Annotated in this window: 15 protein-coding genes; 10 read left to right on the top strand and 5 right to left on the bottom strand. The window is 59.9% G+C overall.

The annotated features are described in order from the left end of the window. Positions 1-458: 458 nt before the first annotated feature. From ACETPF_RS20570 to ACETPF_RS20560, 3 genes are read right to left on the bottom strand one after another with little or no spacing between them, the layout of a single operon-like run. On the bottom strand, positions 459-986 hold the full coding sequence (locus tag ACETPF_RS20570; protein WP_373936483.1) for a carboxymuconolactone decarboxylase family protein: 528 nt from the start codon (positions 984-986) through the stop codon (positions 459-461). Positions 987-1027: 41 nt separating this feature from the next. After that, on the bottom strand, positions 1028-1792 hold the full coding sequence (locus ACETPF_RS20565) for an SDR family oxidoreductase (protein ID WP_373936482.1): 765 nt from the start codon (positions 1790-1792) through the stop codon (positions 1028-1030). Between the two features lie 35 nt (positions 1793-1827). Next, positions 1828-2628 carry an SDR family NAD(P)-dependent oxidoreductase gene (locus tag ACETPF_RS20560; RefSeq protein ID WP_373936481.1) on the bottom strand — a complete coding sequence of 267 codons (801 nt, stop codon included), beginning with the start codon at positions 2626-2628 and terminating at the stop codon, positions 1828-1830. A 128-nt stretch (positions 2629-2756) separates the two neighbouring features. Here ACETPF_RS20560 and ACETPF_RS20555 point away from each other — a divergent pair, with 128 nt between their 5' ends. The 5 genes from ACETPF_RS20555 (at position 2757) to ACETPF_RS20535 (ending at position 6622) form a co-directional block, all read left to right on the top strand. Continuing rightward, entirely contained in the window at positions 2757-3698 is a 942-nt protein-coding gene (locus tag ACETPF_RS20555; RefSeq protein WP_373936480.1) for a GlxA family transcriptional regulator, read from the top strand. Between the two features lie 480 nt (positions 3699-4178). Further along, positions 4179-4559, top strand: a complete 381-nt coding sequence (locus ACETPF_RS20550) for a DUF1573 domain-containing protein (protein WP_373936479.1) — start codon at positions 4179-4181, stop codon at positions 4557-4559. A 126-nt stretch (positions 4560-4685) separates the two neighbouring features. After that, positions 4686-5324, top strand: coding sequence for a response regulator (locus ACETPF_RS20545; RefSeq protein WP_373936478.1), 639 nt, complete (start codon positions 4686-4688; stop codon positions 5322-5324). A gap of 154 nt (positions 5325-5478) precedes the next feature. After that, a complete protein-coding gene (locus ACETPF_RS20540; protein ID WP_373936477.1) occupies positions 5479-5841 on the top strand; it encodes a hypothetical protein in 363 nt (120 codons plus the stop codon). Positions 5842-6205: 364 nt separating this feature from the next. Further along, on the top strand, positions 6206-6622 hold the full coding sequence (locus tag ACETPF_RS20535; protein ID WP_373936476.1) for a CVNH domain-containing protein: 417 nt from the start codon (positions 6206-6208) through the stop codon (positions 6620-6622). Positions 6623-6690: 68 nt separating this feature from the next. Here the strand turns inward: ACETPF_RS20535 and ACETPF_RS20530 are convergent, their stop codons facing one another. Further along, positions 6691-8970: a TonB-dependent receptor gene (locus ACETPF_RS20530; protein WP_373936475.1), complete on the bottom strand. Its 2280-nt coding sequence runs from the start codon at positions 8968-8970 to the stop codon at positions 6691-6693. A 180-nt stretch (positions 8971-9150) separates the two neighbouring features. Here ACETPF_RS20530 and ACETPF_RS20525 point away from each other — a divergent pair, with 180 nt between their 5' ends. The 5 genes from ACETPF_RS20525 to ACETPF_RS20505 all read left to right on the top strand — a co-directional run bounded on the left by ACETPF_RS20525 (position 9151) and on the right by ACETPF_RS20505 (position 14671). Next, positions 9151-11628 carry a sensor histidine kinase gene (locus ACETPF_RS20525; protein WP_373936474.1) on the top strand — a complete coding sequence of 826 codons (2478 nt, stop codon included), beginning with the start codon at positions 9151-9153 and terminating at the stop codon, positions 11626-11628. 153 nt (positions 11629-11781) lie between these two features. Further along, positions 11782-12624 (top strand): hypothetical protein, encoded by an 843-nt coding sequence (locus ACETPF_RS20520; protein WP_373936473.1) that lies wholly within the window; start codon positions 11782-11784, stop codon positions 12622-12624. Positions 12625-12657: 33 nt separating this feature from the next. Beyond that, on the top strand, positions 12658-13338 hold the full coding sequence (locus ACETPF_RS20515; protein ID WP_373936472.1) for a hypothetical protein: 681 nt from the start codon (positions 12658-12660) through the stop codon (positions 13336-13338). Positions 13339-13448: 110 nt separating this feature from the next. Further along, a complete protein-coding gene (locus tag ACETPF_RS20510) occupies positions 13449-14252 on the top strand; it encodes a hypothetical protein (RefSeq protein WP_373936471.1) in 804 nt (267 codons plus the stop codon). Between the two features lie 44 nt (positions 14253-14296). Then, positions 14297-14671, top strand: coding sequence for a hypothetical protein (locus tag ACETPF_RS20505; RefSeq protein WP_373936470.1), 375 nt, complete (start codon positions 14297-14299; stop codon positions 14669-14671). A gap of 471 nt (positions 14672-15142) precedes the next feature. Here ACETPF_RS20505 and ACETPF_RS20500 read toward each other — a convergent pair. Next, the coding region (locus ACETPF_RS20500) for a hypothetical protein (protein ID WP_373936469.1) at positions 15143-15413 on the bottom strand (271 nt) is incomplete at its 5' end.

Here is a 15413-nt window from a genome sequence, read left to right as displayed (position 1 = left end):
TGCGAATCGCAGGTCGAAAAAACCAGGTCGGGCCGCGAAAGGACTCGAACCATTCAGCTAAAAAGTTTCAGGGTATCGACGAGGGTATCGCTTCGGATCTCCATCAAAAAATGGCTGTTTTCTAAAGCTTTCGGGCCGTTTTCGAGTCCTCTTCTGCTTGAAATCCGACGACGTCCAGCGGCGTCCGGGCGTGTCCGGCCAGCGAGAGACCGCGATAGCTTCGCACTCAATTTTTAGGGAAAAACCTTGCGCCGCATTCTCGAAGCCAGCCATTCAAGTTGACATTTGGTGTGGCTTACCCGCGCCTATTGAAAGGCGGAACTTGGGACAAAGCGGTTGTTCGTGGAAGATCTGATCAACGACCGGCGTTGCCGTTAGCCGTCCTTCCATAAGCCGCAGCCTTGTGCGGTCTCGAACCGCACAAGGCTGCCGGATTTGTCAGCATTGAGAGCGCTGACCTAGATCGCCGGAAAATCCACTTCAGTGCCAGCAACATTGTTGATCAGGTTGGTGAAGAAGTTTTCGGCGACAACGGCCACAATCTCAACGATCTGACCTTCGCTGAAGCCAGCCTGGCGGATGGCTGCGATGTCGTCCGCCGAAACTTTGCCCCGAGCCTCGGCCACCTTGCGGGCAAAGGCTGTAACTGCTGCAGCGCCCGGATCGGCCGAGGTGCCTTGGCGGGCAAGTTCCACTTCCTCTTTGCTCAGCTTGGCGAAAGTCGTGCCGGTGTAGCTGTGCGCCGCATCGCAGTATTCACAGCCGTTCACCGCCGCCACGGCAAGGGCAATGCGCTCGCGGGTCTTGAGATCAAGTGCCTTGCCAAGCCCTTGGTTCAACGCTGCGTGGGCATTGATCACTGCCGGGCTGTTGGACAGGACGCGGAAGAAGTTGGGCACCCGACCCAGCTTGCCGTTGATCGCGCCCAGCGTGGCCTGTGAGCCTTCCGGGGCAGCGGCGGTTTCGGGGATGGTGATACGAGACATGGTCTTTCCTTTCATATTTCAAGAAATTGATCGGGGGGAATTCAGGCGCCAGTCGGGATCGGATTGTCGACAAGGCTCTGGTTAAAGGCCTCGAACAGGGCGTGTTCATTGGCACCCGGATTGTCGCGCATCGCCTTGATGCCATCGACGATCACCTCGGGCGCATCGGTGGCCAGCGCCACCAGCGTCTGCTCGATAAAATCGGGCAGAGGCATCGCGCGCGGATCGCCGCTCTTGTAGATCAGGTCGGTATCGACCCATGGCGGTGCGATTTCCTGCACCCGCACCCCGGTGCCGCGCAGCTGGAACCGCTGCGACAGGGCGTAGGAATGCAGCGCGGCCTTGGTGGCGGAATAGATCGCATTGCTGGCGATTGGCACATAGGCCAGAACGCTGCTGGTATAGAGCACGGTGGCTTCCGCCTTGGTCTTGAGGTGCTCGATCAGGGCGGAGGTTACCCGGATCGGGCCGAGCAAATTGGTGGTGATCAGTTCCTGCGCCAGATTGTCGTCCACCGGCCCGCTTACGTCATCAAACGGCATGAAGCCTGCGTTGTTGAACACGACGTTGAGATCGGGGAAGCGCTGGGTCAATTCGCTCGCCGCGTTCTGGATGCTTTCGAGGCTGGTTACGTCGAGCTGGATCGAGGCCATGCCGGGGTTGGCCGCGGTCACCTCCTCAAGCAGCGCGGTGCGGCGGCCCGAGATTATCACCTGATTGCCGAGCTTGTGCAGCGCCTCGGCAAGGCCACGGCCGATGCCGCTGGTGCCGCCAGTGATGAAGATGGTGTTGCCGGTGATTTTCATGTCGAATTGTCCTGTAATCTTGGAGAGGATGGGATTCAGGCCGCGACGTGGAAGCGCGGGGCGGAACGGGTGGCCGAAAGCTGGGGGCCGAGTGCGGCGCGGGCGGCCTCGAAAGCGTTCCACAGTTCGATGTCGCGCAACGCCGGGATCGTAGTCGTCTCGCCCTGATCAAGGCCGGCCAGTGCCGCGTCGACCATGTCTTCGGCGTCCATCACGATCTCGCTCGGCAAGTGTTCCACCGGCAGCCCGCCCAAGGCCCAGAAGTCGGTGCGGGTGGCGCCAGGCAACACGGCTTGGGCGCGGATGCCCTTGTCGGCCAGTTCGTGGTTGAGCGAGGTGGTGAAGGCCTGAACGAACGCCTTGGTGCCGCTGTAGACGCCGTTGAGCAGTTCGGGGGCGACCGCGACGATCGAGGCGATGTTGATCACGGTGCCGCCGCCGCGTGCCACGAAGCCCGGCACCGCCGCATAAGTCAGCCGCATCAGTGCGGTGACGTTGAGCTGCACCATCGCCGCCATCTTTTCGACATCGCTTTCCAGCAGCGTGGTGTGCGTGCCGATCCCGGCATTGTTGACCAGCGCGGTCACGCTGGCATCCTCGCGCAGCACCTTCTCGACCCGGGCCAAATCGGCAGCGTCACCGAGGTCGGCGGCGAGCACTTCGACCGTCCGGCCGGTCCTGTCCGCGATCTGCGCGGCCAGCGTCTGAAGCTTGTCCTTGTTGCGGGCAACGAGGATGAGATCGTAACCACGGGCAGCCAGGCGGTCGGCATAGATTGCGCCGATGCCGGTCGATGCGCCGGTGATGAGAGCGGTTCCCTTGGAATTGTTGGTCATGGGTAGGCGTCCTTGTGTGTGTGTCAGTGAGAGCGCCCTCGCTCTCGACACGAACCTTATGGACGCGAATCACCTTGTCTGATATGACGTATAAACTACGTTTTTCAGACATTGCCTCGGGAGGCTATATGCCCCACGTTTCCATGGTGCTCACCCCCGGTTTCCAGTTCCTTGCACTCGGCGTGCAGGCGGCGTTCGAACTGGCTAATGCGGTCGAGGGGGAGGCCTACTACACGCTGTCGATCGCTTCGGTGGAAGGCGGCCCGGTCACCTCTTCCAGCGGCTTTGCCGTCCCCACAGTACCGCTGGCCGAAGTCGGTCAGGTAGACACCCTGCTTTTGCTTGCCGGGCTCACGCCGCCGCCACGACAAGACGAAGCAACACTCGACACGCTGCGTATCATTGCAAGGGAATCTCGCCGTGTGGCAGGGCTATGCACTGGCGCCTTCCTGCTCGGACAAATGGGCTTGCTAGATGGCCGCCGCGCGACAACCCACTGGTCCTACGCTCGCCAGATGCGCGAGGATTTCCCGAAGGTCCGCGTCGAGGATGATCGCATCTTCATCAACGAAGGCGCGGTGTGGACCTCGGCAGGACTGACGGCGGGGCTGGATCTTGCCGTCGCGCTGATCGAGAAAGATCTTGGTCGCGACGCGGCAGGTGCGATTGCCCGCCGCCTTGTCATGCATCATCGCCGAGCCGGTGGGCAGTCACAGCACTCCGAACTGCTCGAACTCGCCCCCAGCAGCGACCGCATCCAGAAGGCGGTGATCTTTGCCAAGGCCCATCTTGCCAATCCGTTGACAGTTGAGGAGCTGGCCGAGGTCGCCGCTCTTTCACCGCGCCAGTTCGCCCGTGCCTTCCGCGCCGAAACCGGCCAGACCCCGGCCAAAGCAGTCGAGCAGATGCGACTGGAAGCCGCGCGGTTGCTGATCGAGGAAACGCGCCACCCGATGGACAGTATCGCGCGCGAGGCGGGCTTCGTCGACATTCGCCGTATGCGTGAGGCGTTCATGCGGCAGTATGGACAGCCACCACAGGCCCTGCGCAGGCTGGCCAAGGCGCCTTAGGTGCAAAATCTGTAGAGGCCGCCAACAATCAGTGCACGTCAGTTGCACTGGCGCCGACCGGATTTTAGACCGCTTTGGGAGCGAACTGCCATTCCGGTGTTCGTCGCACGACGACCGGCTCTGGGTCGACTGCCGCCGGAGGCGATCGACCGGCCATGGGACAAAACGGCCGTTTTTGATTGACCTTCCGAACGACGGCATCGAGCTGAATGCGGTCATTCGGCTCTCCCACCCGCTTCGATCAACGGCTCCGTGCGCTCGCGGCAGATCACCTGCCTAGCCCTTGTGCCATGCCGGGCATGAGAGGTCTCTTGCAGGAAGACGGATGGTATGCCGTCTCCGTCGTGCTTTGTGACGTCAGCAGATATGGGAGGCCCTACCGGCTAGTGTCTCTGCCAGTGGTTAAGCTGAACGGGGTTCGATAGGATCAGACCTATCTATTCATGAGCGGAGATCGCAATGGGACATGGTATGCGGACGATGTTGGCGGCGTTCGCGCTGGTTAGCGCACCGGTTGCGACCAGTTTCGCGCAGGTCGCGTCCGGCGCGAAGATCGCGTTCGACAAGGAAACGCATGATTACGGCAACATCAAACATGGCGCCAACGGCACATCGACGTTTCGGTTCACGAACACCGGCAACGCCCCGCTGATCATTATCCGGGTGACAGGCAATTGCGGATGTGTAGTGCCTGCTTGGCCGAAAGAGCCGATCGCACCGGGGGCTTTCGGTGAAATCACCGTCAAATACGATACCAAGCGACTGGGGCCGATATCAAAAAGCGCTACGGTCACAAGCAATGCGGTGAACGAAGGGTCCAAGGTGATCCGCATCAAAGGTACCGTGGAACCGTCGCCATAGCCGTCCGTGCCCTCCAGATACGGGCCGGGCTGACGCCTTGCATCGTGAGCTTGGATCGGAGAACGCTTGAAATCGAACGCGCGCATGGTCATGGGGATTATCTGACGTTGATCTGGATTTGCTGATTTGGACGTAGCGCCGATACGCCTGCTGATCGTCGACGATCACCTGCTCGTGCGTCAGGGGATCAGGCAATTGTTGGCAGCCGCTGCCGATATCGACATCGTGGGTGAAGCAGATTGCGGCGAGGGCGCCCTGTCCCTGTGCGCCACCGTCGCCCCGGATATCGTCCTGATGGATTTGCGTATGCCCGGCATGGGCGGCGTGGCAGCGACGGAGACGATCCGGCGTGCGCATCCGGACATCCGCATCATTGGCCTCAGCACGTTCGCCGAAGGACATACGGTCAACGCCATGATTGCGAGCGGCGCGCAGGCACATCTCCCCAAATCAGTGACATTCGAAGAGTTGATCGACGCGATCCGAAAGGTTCAGGCTGGGATGACGATCTCTGTTTTGCCCGCAAGCGGCGCATCTGACCGCAGCGGCGAAAAGCCGGCCGCCATCACGGGGCAGCAGCGGCGGGTGCTGGCTTTGATGGTCAAGGGCTTCACGAACCCCGAGATTGCGAATTACCTCAACCTGTCCGTCTCAACCGCTAACTACCATGTCAGCGCGATCCTGGCGAAGTTGGGGGTTTCCAACCGGGCTGAAGCGGTTGCGCTCGCGGTCCGCGAGCAACTGGCCAACGAATTCGATCTATAGCCACCCGGCGCTCTCCGCACGGGTGGCGACGTCGCTGGTAGACCTACCAGTTCCGCTTATCGACGCGCTCATTACCCTCGGCAACGGGAAACGATCCTGTGCGCGATGCCGGATCGCGGCAACGCTGGATTGCCCGTTCGACAGAGGACATGCGATGAAGAAATTTTCTGTTCTAAGCGCCGCAGCCGGTCTGGCGTTTGCGCTTGCTGCTCAGCCGGTCGTTGCCAAGACGGTCTATGGCGACTGCTCGATCAGCGTTGGTGGCAAAACCTATCTGAATATTAAAAAGACCTGCCGTATCGACTTGGACACGGATGGTTCTTTCCAGATCAACCTCAACAGCAAGAAGCCAAGCTACTTCGCCTATGTCTCCCTGCTCGACGGGGGCGTCGCAAATGTCAGCTGGAACGGCGTTGAGAAGGCTTCTCATGCGGACACTCTGCTCGGCGAGGATTTCCGCCGCACCGGCGGATGTTGGATCGGGCGCAGGGGCAAGGTCTGCGCATTCAAGCGCTAAGATATACAGTATTCCTGATCAATCCGTTGATTATCACGCCATCACATATTGAAATGATGATGGTGTGGAGGCCGAACCACACCTGATCATTTCCAATCTGACTTAATCAGATAATACAGATAAATGATCGGATATTGAGAGAATCTAGGTGCAGACCTTAGCCTTCATCCTGGCATTTTTCCAGTGGTAAGTCTACCAGTTGTCGTTTTCTTCCTACGCCTTCACTAGTGCCTGGCCCATCATCGGCGCGGGGGGCGATGACAACCCACATTTCCAGCGGCCGGGCCGCGGTCTCCGAGCCAACTCGGTGGCCGAGTGACGGGTCCGAACTGCCGTTCGACCGGCATCAGCAAAGGAGAAGATTATGAACCGTTCACTCGTTACCACGCTCGGCGTTGCAGGCCTGTTCGCTCCGGCTGCCATGTTGCTGCCTCAGCCTGCCCTTGCGGTGCCGTCGAGCTTCCAGCAGACCTGCTCGGACAGCGCGGTGACCATTGCCGGCGGCAAGGCAACGCTGACCGCGTCTTGCGGCAAGGCCGATGGCCAGAAAATCCCGGCTTCGCTCGCCATCAAATATGTCACCAACTTCAACGGCGTGCTGACGCTAAACCGCCAGGACGCCAATGGGTCGTTCGCGCTGACCTGCGTGGCCGTCAATTTGGGTCCGAACGCAAAATTGTCGGCTCGCTGCAAGGACAGCCGCGGCGTGCTGAAGCCGGCAACCTCGGTGACACTTGAAGATATCGGAAACTTCAACGGCGTCCTGAAGTACGCCAACTAACCACGCGAGGCGGGTGATTCACGGGAATCACCCGCTTGCTGTTATCGGAAGGATGGGGCCTCGTCTGGTCAGAAGCGCCCATCAAGACGCAGGCCGATTGTACGGGGATCGCCCAGCACGGCATAGTTGACCGCAGCATAGTCATATTGGACATAATCTTGGTCCAACAGGTTGCGAGCAAACAATGTCGCGGTCCAGTTGCGCGCCTCGTGACGCAGCGCCAGATCGAAAATCGTGCGTCCCTTCACCCGTTGCTGATTCTGGGCCGTTCCCACATCGGTGAACATCGCGCTGCGATAATTGCCGTTGAAATTGATCCAGAGCGACGGCGCAAGTTTCGCGTCGATGCCACCAGCCAACGTCCAGCGCGGCGCATAGGGAAATTGCGTGCCCGAAAGAGTCACGGTGCTGGTGGCACCAGAGGGCAGGGAAAAGTCGTCGAAGCGGGTTCGGACATGGCCGATAGAAGCATATAGGCCGATGGTTCGCACGGGCCGAGCCTGAACCTCCAACTCAAAGCCATTGAGATGGGAGCGGCCCACATTCACGCTGTGATAATCATAAATATTAAGCCCGAAATTGGCTCTGACCTGCTGATCGCGCCAGTCCACGTGAAAGGCGTTGGCGTTGACGGTCAATGCGCCGTCCAGCCATTGGGACCGCAACGACAGTTCGTAATTCCAGCTATATTCCGGTCCAAAGCGCACCAGCGTCGCGCGGGCGCGGTTCTGGCTTGCGCCGCCGGACCGGTAGGCGCGCTGGACGGTGAAAGCGGTGGACAGCGCGGAGGTCCAGTCCGCGCTGATCCCGAGCTTGGGCAGGAAGGCGTTGAATTGCGGGTCATTGGATGAAGACGGGGAAGAAGCCTGACTAACCAGTCCCAGCATTCCGGTATTGAGTGCCTGGACGGCATAATAGGGTAGCGACTCTACTGGGCCGAAACCGGCGGGATCGGGCAGTGTGCTGCCCAGATTGGCGCTCGTTTGCGCTGCATATCGGGTGCGTTCATGGTCGTAACGGAACCCCGCGATCAGCGACAGGATGGAGGTGAACCGCAGCCGCGCATCGCCGAATATCGCCAAGGTTTCGATGTGCTTGTCTAGATCACCCTCATAATCGATCGCTGCATAGGGCAGGGCGGCAGCATAAGCGGTAGTGATCGCGGCGGACACGGGCGCGGGCACGCCATTGGCCTGAAGCAGACGGTCAAGCGTGGTGACCGGTGTAGGGGCGCTGATCCTGCTGTCCTGACGGTTGTCGCTCGCCCGGCGATAATACCACAGGCCCAGCAGTCCATCGAGCGGACCGTTGTGGTGATTCAGGCGCAGCTCCTGCGTGACGGTGCGATGGCGGAAATGTTCGTCGATATGCTGAAGATCGATCGGACCGCCATCGCTGTCGATCCGCGATCGGCCCGCACTGCGGTTCCATGAAGTGACGCTGGAAAGCCGGGTGGAGGGGGACAATTCATAGCCAATCGATACGGCCGCTATATCGCTGTGAACCACACCCAGGGTCGGATAGTCCCCGGCAGACCGGCGATGGTCGAAATGGTCGGGCACATCGGTTCGGGAATATTCCGACACATAGCCGCCGGACCTTCGCAATCGGTTGAAGCTGAGCAGGATTTCCAGGTCTGGGAAGGCCGTTGGCGTTATCGCTATCTTCGCGCGCAGATTGAGCGAGCGCATGCCGTCGTCGGTTCCGCCACGCGTGCTGTTGCGAATGATGCCATCATCAGCGCGTCGTTCCCCGCTGAGCCTGACGCCGATCTGGTCAACAAGGATGGGCCCGCCCAGCGCGATGGCGAACGCCCGGTCGTCATGCTCCGTCCACAGCAGGCGTGCGTCACCGCTCCAATGGTCCATCGACGGATTGCGGGTTGCAATGACGACACCGCCCGCCAGCGCATCGAGACCCTGTATCGTCGATTGGGGACCGCGCAATATTTCGACCTGGGCGACATCCCACAAATCGGTCGGGCCGCCGTACAGGGCATCGGCGGGAATGGGCGTGCCGTCGACATACACGGTCGCGGTGTCCGCATCACCACCCGCGCCAACGCCCGTATTGGCAATTCCGCGAATGGTGAACCCGGCCGCGCCATAGGTTTCGGATAAGTTCGCGGTGCGCGCATAAATGTCCTGCACACGCAGCAGATTTTCATGGGCGATCCTGTCGGTGCCGGTCACCGCGACGCTGGTCGGGGTATCCTGGACAGTGCGATTGGCCTTTTCGCCCGTGATAATGATGGTCGCATCTTGTCCTGTCGGCTCGGCAGGTCGGGCGATGGCGGGCATGGCGATAACGATCGCGGAAGCCGCAACTACGGGCTTAAAAATACGCATGAATATTGCACCCCCGGCAGCGGCGGTTATCGCAACTGTCATATTGCGGCAACAGGCCACGTTGGATCCCATGATGCCGCGACGCCAGGCGGTTTCATCAATCCGGCACGGCAGGGATGCGCCACGCGGTCGGGATTGAGGGTGCCAGGGCATTGAGGCATAGGACCGACCGGGAACGACATGGGGGCGCCATTGCCGCAATCCGATTATTGGACGGCCATGCCGGGAGGCGGCCCCAGCCTGTTCTGGAATCCGGGCGCCATCAGCTATCTGATGGAATTGCTGCTTGCGCTTGTCCTGACCGTTTATTTCGCGATCCGCGTCGCGCGAGACATTCGGTTGAAGCGTGTCCACGTTCCGACATTGTTGCTGACCATCGCGATCGGCGCGCTGGTGCCGACCTTCTGGGCATCGCTGATCCGCGTGCTGACGGCAGGCGGATGGATCAGTTACGCCATGCCATGGTCGCCGCTGGCGTCATGGAACACGCTGTCTATGCCCTGGGCCCGGCCTTTCGGCGCTCTGTCCGCGACAGCATTCGTGATGGTGGGCTATTATTTTCCCAAGCCGCTGCGCGGGACGATGCGCGAACGCCGTGCCTTCGCCGCCATACTGATCGTGCTGACATTGGCGGAGGTTGGCATCGCCGTTCGAACCGACATTGCCATCATGCGCGGCGAGGCGTGGTGGCGTCCGGAATGGATTGCAGGCTGGATGAATGTCGCCACCATATGGGGAACGATTGTCTTCTGGCGGCAACTGGCAAGCGCGCAGCGGGACGGCGGTACGCGGAAGACCCCGGGCATGACGTCCGCCTGTTTCCGGGGTTTGGTGGCGATCGTGCAGAGGCCGGCCAATCGCGATGCGACCGCGGCGCGGGGCTTTCTGATCTTTAGCGTTTTGCCCATCATCCATACCGCTGCCCTGTTCATGCCCAACGAAGGGCAGTTTGGCCGTTATCCACTGGATATATTCATATGCTGGTCGGTACTGATTCAGCTGGTCGGCTTCGCGATCGTGATGCTTGGCTATCTGCCGGAACATTCTTCATTTCAGTTCAAGCTGACCATTGTCAGTCTCGCGGTAATGCTGGGGACTATTAACGGCGTCGCCTGGATGATGGCCCCTGCCTATGAGGCAGAATTCCGCGCGCCCGGCTTGGCGGAGACCGGCAAGGCGGTGAATTTCCTGCGGCTTGATGAAGGTCGCTATCTGGTGCAGCCTCTGCCATCAATGGCAGTATCGGGGCGTGGCTACGACATTGCACAAACGGGCCAGCGCATCGAGCTGCCCTTCCGCTTCAACTTTTATGGGAAGCAATATCGGTCGCTATTCGTTAGCAGTCGGGGCGTCATTGGCTTTGACAGGATGCCGCGGCCTTCCGATGCGGCTTTTGGCATAGGATCCCAGCCTGCCATTTATCCGTTGCAAGTCGATGTGCCCGAAGCCGGAACGCGCCTGTCCGTGCTCGTTGACAGGGGCAGGGTCGTGATCAGTCGCATAGACCGGTGTGACGAAAGCGGCCCTGACACATGCTATCATCTGCAAACGACGCTCCATGCCAGTGGCGAAATCGACATCCACTATCTGCGGCTGCCCCCTGTTCCTGAATTTTCGTTGTTCAGCCCGACCGCGGCCCCATGGCAGACGGGTATCACCCCTGGCACCGTCCAGACTGGGTCCGGGACCAATACGCCTTTCATTCGCGATCATTACCAAGCATTTCTGGCCTATCTGGACCGGCTTTATGCGCCGCTGATGCTGTTCTCGATCCTTGTCACTATGGCGCTTCTGCTCGTCATCCCCCTGTTCCTGCGTGGCTTTCTCGTGCGGCCGTTGGACCAGTTGCTACAAGGCATCAGACGGTTTCGCAGCGGACGGCTGGAAACGCAGGTCTCCGTCAGCTTCCATGATGAGATCGGCTATCTGACCGAATCCTTCAATGAAATGGCACGCGATCAGCATGCGATATTGCGAGATCTTGAGCATAGGGTCGCGGAGCGCGTGTCCGAGATCGAAGCAATGACGGTACACAACGCCCAGTTGGAGGAACGTCACCGACTGTCGGCCGATCTGCATGATGCAGTCGCTCAGACCCTGGCGTCCGCCTCTATGCTGGCGAACGCCATGTCCGGTCAATTTCGCGAAGATGGTTGCGGCGATGTTGCGACCGCCGAGCGGGTGGCTCGCCTGAACCGGCACGCATTGATCGAAATGCAGACGCTTCTGGGGGAATTGCGTGGCAAGGTCGGCAGCGACAGGTCATTGTCCGACCGCTTGGGCGATCTTGCCCGTTATTTTGCTGACCTTCACGGACTGAAAATTGAGTCCGAATTGAATGGCGAGGCGCCGTTGCCTGCGGAGGTGCGGGCAGTCTTCTATCGCATCGCGCAAGAAGGTCTGAATAACATTGTAAAGCACAGCGGCGCGAGCGCAGCGACGCTGATGTTCGAATGCGTGCCGAATCATGCCCTGCTGGTGATAAGCGACAATGGTCGCGGTTGCGCGCCTGAAGGCATCGACAAGCCAGACAGACTGGGCATGACGATCATGCGCGACCGCGCGCGACAGATAGATGCGACGCTTGAACTAGACACCGATGTCGGCAAGGGTTGCCGTATCACCTTGAGCTGGGGTGGGTCGTCCGATCAGTATTAAGCTCGTCACTATCAACGATCACTGAATGGTCCGCCACGACCTGCGAAATCCATGTTCGATTTAGAGGACTAGGCACCCTACTAGTTACTTTGTGACGGCGGTTGCGCCAATCAGCAGATCACAGTTCTAAACGGATGATCAGCAGGAGCCACCATGACAGACGAGAGCACGGCACGAGCCGATGGCAGCGGCCGCAGGCCCATGCAGTCGCCCATCAGGTCGATGACGGTCGCCCTTTGCATTGCGGCCTGCGCGGCAACGTTCCTCGCGGCTTGCACCCAGCCATCGGATGCGGCCGGCAATAACGCATCATCTGTCGCGCCGCAGGCTCCGGAGGCGGCCGTTGCCTGTCCCGACGAGGGTCCCCGCCTGCCGGTGACAGGCCTCTGCGCTTCCCGTTCGCTCGCTTATCTGAACATGGCGGGCGGCCAGACCGACGATGTGCCCAACGGGTGCGAATGGTCGGTTGAGGAAACGCCGATCGACCAGCAGGTGCTGCTTTACCGGGGTCTGAAATGCAAGGGCAAGTCGACGCGGCTTGTTTACAAGCCGGGCAAGCCACTGGGCGAGCTTGTGTATGAGAGCGCGGGCTATGGCGATTCCGAAGGCGCGATGAAGGGGCAGGCGCTGGTGCGGATCGCGCCAGCCGATGCCAAGGATATATCCGGGTCAGTTCTGAAGGCCGTGCTGCCTGCCGTCGATGACCGCACGACCGCCGCCAAATGCCATGTCAGAAAGGCCGGCATAGACGTCTGGCCCGATGATGCCCTGGTGGTCGATGACCTAACCCCGGCCGAGGCCGAAGCCGTTGCTGGCGATGGCCCGCGTACCGCTTGTGGTCCGCTCGGTCTGGACGAAGATTCGGCGGCCTATTGGCGTGTGTTCCAGGGGCATGGCTGGTTCTTCCAACTGGGGCAGGACGTTGCCCAGATCGACCCTGGTTCCTTCACCCTGCTGGCAAGGGACAGCGACGGGCAGTGGAGCCAGGCGGAATAGGCCGCGACGCAAGCAATTCACGAAGGAACCGAAGTGAAAAATCCGATCATATTGTCAGCGCTGTTGGCCGCGTCGCTTTCGACACCTGCCACGGCCGCCTATAGTGACATGCTGTATCAGACACGGGCACCGTGGAAGGTTTACGCCGTCTTCGACAATGGCAAATACTGGCAATGCGCGGCGGAAATCTACTCCGGCAAGAACCGGATGCGGCTCATCAAATTCTCCGCGAACGACAACCTCATCATCGCGACGCCAACCAGGCGGACCAAGATGTATGAAGGCGGGCTGGCCTTCAACGGCGTTGGCGACGCGGTCAAATATTCGGTATTCAATGGCTGGGGCGTTTATTCGACAACGGATACCCACATTTACGATATGCTGACCGAGGGGCGTCAGATCATGGTTGATCCGGGCGATGGCTATATCAGCTTTTCGCTGAATGGCGTCGAAGGAGTGCTCACCACCCTGCGCAGCTGTGCGTCGAAGCAGGGCAAGGGCGGCCAGCCGATGAAGTTCGATTTCTCGGTGCCCAAGCCGACTTTCTGTGCGTCGGAAGGCCAGTTGTGCCGCTTCACCGGCAATAAGACAGTGGTCTACGGCTATGGCTCCCGAACCATCAGGAAGGTGATGAAGGGGCCGGTCATGTGCACCAATCCAGCCATGGGTGGCGACCCCGCCCCGAATACCAAGAAAAGTTGCCAGATCCAGTGACGCCCGCGCGGGTCGGCAATGCATTGCCGACCCGCATTTACATGGACGGCCATCGGGCGACGCCTGAATGGGCCGATGGCCTGAAAGACAGGTCTTGAGGAGCTTCCTAAATGCGCGGTGTTTTGATCACAACCATCCTGTTGGTCGGCCTGACAGCGGCGGGCTGCAACGCTGACGCCAGTAGCCAGAATAGCGCAGGCCGCGCAACGGAATCCGCCGCACAGCAACCGGCGCCCGCGACAAAGGCGGCGGTGGCCTGCGCACCGGGCGAGAAACCTGGCGTCTTGACGGGGCTGTGCGCAAGCCAGCTTAAACCGCTGCTGCGCGGTTCCAGCGCGCAGGATAGCGCGATGGAGGGATGCTCCTGGAACGTTCGCGAAACGGCTTTCGCCATCGATGTCCTCTTGTATCGGACGCTTCGTTGTGACGGCAAAGAAACGACGCTGACCATGAATGTCGGCAACCATATGTCAGAATTGCAATATGTGGACGAGCAGGGTGAGCCGATGGTCGATGGCAATGGCGAGCCGCTGTTGCTGGCCAAGATCTTCGCCGGCCACCCAGATGGCCGTGCCCGTGCCTTGTGGGAAGCCCGGGACAGCATGGATGACAAGGCTGCCGCGCGATTGTGCGATCTGCGTCGCCCCTATCATCCCGAGGGCTTGCCCGCAGATGCGCTGATCGTCGATGTGCAGCGCAAGTCGGGGGAACTGAATGGCGACGGATCGAAGCCACTCTGCGGCCCATTTGGTTATCACCCGATGGCGGAGGCGATTGATTTCTGGCGCACCCACCAGGGATATGCCTGGTATTTCACCTTGGGGACCGACTTGTGGCCTATCGACCCGGCCTCCCTGACGATTGTGCAGAAGGATGCTTCAGGCAAGTGGGGTGCGGTGGCGGCTGGTTCATGACCAGTTGGGCGATGCCGCCGGCAATTCGGAAAGGATGAACGACTATGTTGGCCTTGATGTTGACCTTGATGGCTTCCACTGGGCCAATCAATCCAGCAACGGGTGTTCCTGAATGGGAAAAGATCCCGCGCCACTGCGTTTATTATAATCGCAAGGATGAGAGCGGCTTTCATGAAGCGTGCGTGGAATATAATAATTATAAAACCCACGAGCACAGCATCTTGCTGCCTAGCCGCAAATTCACGATCAAGGATTACGAGCCGATGCAGCATGAGTTGCCATGGATGTGGCTGACCATAAACGGCCAGCCCGCCATCGGCTATGAGCGTCACCGAAGCTGGATTTCCTACGCCGATGCCGGTTACCAATATGTGTTGGATGTGTGCAGTGAAGCGGATCAGGTCGGGGGGTGTGAATAATCGTCGGTGCCGCCATAAAAATGCATCGCTAACGCCGAGCCACGTCGAAAAAAGCCAGACCCGAATGTGGATGGCAGCTTTGATGATTGCCGTGATGTCGCTCGTCATGATGGGCGTCGTCCCAACCGCCGCGCCAACTTCGGCATCGCCGCCAGCCCAGTTGCCGTCTTCGAAGAAGCGCTTTGGCTGGATACCCACATTACGCGATCGCGGTCATGAGCAAGTGGGTCCACATCAAAGAACGGCCGGCGCGTCAGGCGTGGAGATGCTCCAGCCTGTCCAATAGCCTCTATACCGCTGCACCGGTGACTGCTTTTGTCGGACTTGGACGTTCCAGAGGTACGTCGAGAACGACCAATTCTGGTCGACTGCCGCCGGAGGCGATCGACCGGCCATGGGACGAAGCAGCCGGTCGACGCCGCAACTGACATCATCCGGTTACGCCCCACTCGCGGTCATGCTTGTTCCAGTTCAAACAAGCATAATGAACGCGAATTGATCGGCCCCTACCGATTGGTCCGGTTTGATTGTTAGTGCATTGTTGCCTCTGACGCCATGGCTGTCTGCAGGTGGAGCGAAGCGGAACCGGAGGGCGGCTTTTCGTTCTTCGTATGCTCTTGTGGAGGAAGCCGCAATGTCGCTCAATTTTGTAATGATAGGTTCTAATACTAAGGTGCGTTGAGGCTGACTCACGCGGGGGATTCCCAAGCTCGTGAAAATCTGATTCGACGTAGCAGGCACG

It is taken from the genome of Sphingobium agrisoli (assembly GCF_041877245.1).
Lineage (GTDB): Bacteria > Pseudomonadota > Alphaproteobacteria > Sphingomonadales > Sphingomonadaceae > Sphingobium.
This window is presented reverse-complemented; position numbering and strand designations above follow the sequence as displayed.

What these genes read in the sequence shown, in the direction of transcription:
- ACETPF_RS20570 (WP_373936483.1), bottom strand. Translation starts at nt 986, where the DNA reads ATGTCTCGTATCACCATCCCCGAAACCGCCGCTGCCCCGGAAGGCTCA.
- ACETPF_RS20565 (WP_373936482.1), bottom strand. Translation starts at nt 1,792, where the DNA reads ATGAAAATCACCGGCAACACCATCTTCATCACTGGCGGCACCAGCGGC.
- ACETPF_RS20560 (WP_373936481.1), bottom strand. Translation starts at nt 2,628, where the DNA reads ATGACCAACAATTCCAAGGGAACCGCTCTCATCACCGGCGCATCGACC.
- ACETPF_RS20555 (WP_373936480.1), top strand. Translation starts at nt 2,757, where the DNA reads ATGCCCCACGTTTCCATGGTGCTCACCCCCGGTTTCCAGTTCCTTGCA.
- ACETPF_RS20550 (WP_373936479.1), top strand. Translation starts at nt 4,179, where the DNA reads ATGTTGGCGGCGTTCGCGCTGGTTAGCGCACCGGTTGCGACCAGTTTC.
- ACETPF_RS20540 (WP_373936477.1), top strand. Translation starts at nt 5,479, where the DNA reads ATGAAGAAATTTTCTGTTCTAAGCGCCGCAGCCGGTCTGGCGTTTGCG.
- ACETPF_RS20535 (WP_373936476.1), top strand. Translation starts at nt 6,206, where the DNA reads ATGAACCGTTCACTCGTTACCACGCTCGGCGTTGCAGGCCTGTTCGCT.
- ACETPF_RS20530 (WP_373936475.1), bottom strand. Translation starts at nt 8,970, where the DNA reads ATGCGTATTTTTAAGCCCGTAGTTGCGGCTTCCGCGATCGTTATCGCC.
- ACETPF_RS20525 (WP_373936474.1), top strand. Translation starts at nt 9,151, where the DNA reads ATGGGGGCGCCATTGCCGCAATCCGATTATTGGACGGCCATGCCGGGA.
- ACETPF_RS20520 (WP_373936473.1), top strand. Translation starts at nt 11,782, where the DNA reads ATGACAGACGAGAGCACGGCACGAGCCGATGGCAGCGGCCGCAGGCCC.
- ACETPF_RS20510 (WP_373936471.1), top strand. Translation starts at nt 13,449, where the DNA reads ATGCGCGGTGTTTTGATCACAACCATCCTGTTGGTCGGCCTGACAGCG.
- ACETPF_RS20505 (WP_373936470.1), top strand. Translation starts at nt 14,297, where the DNA reads ATGTTGGCCTTGATGTTGACCTTGATGGCTTCCACTGGGCCAATCAAT.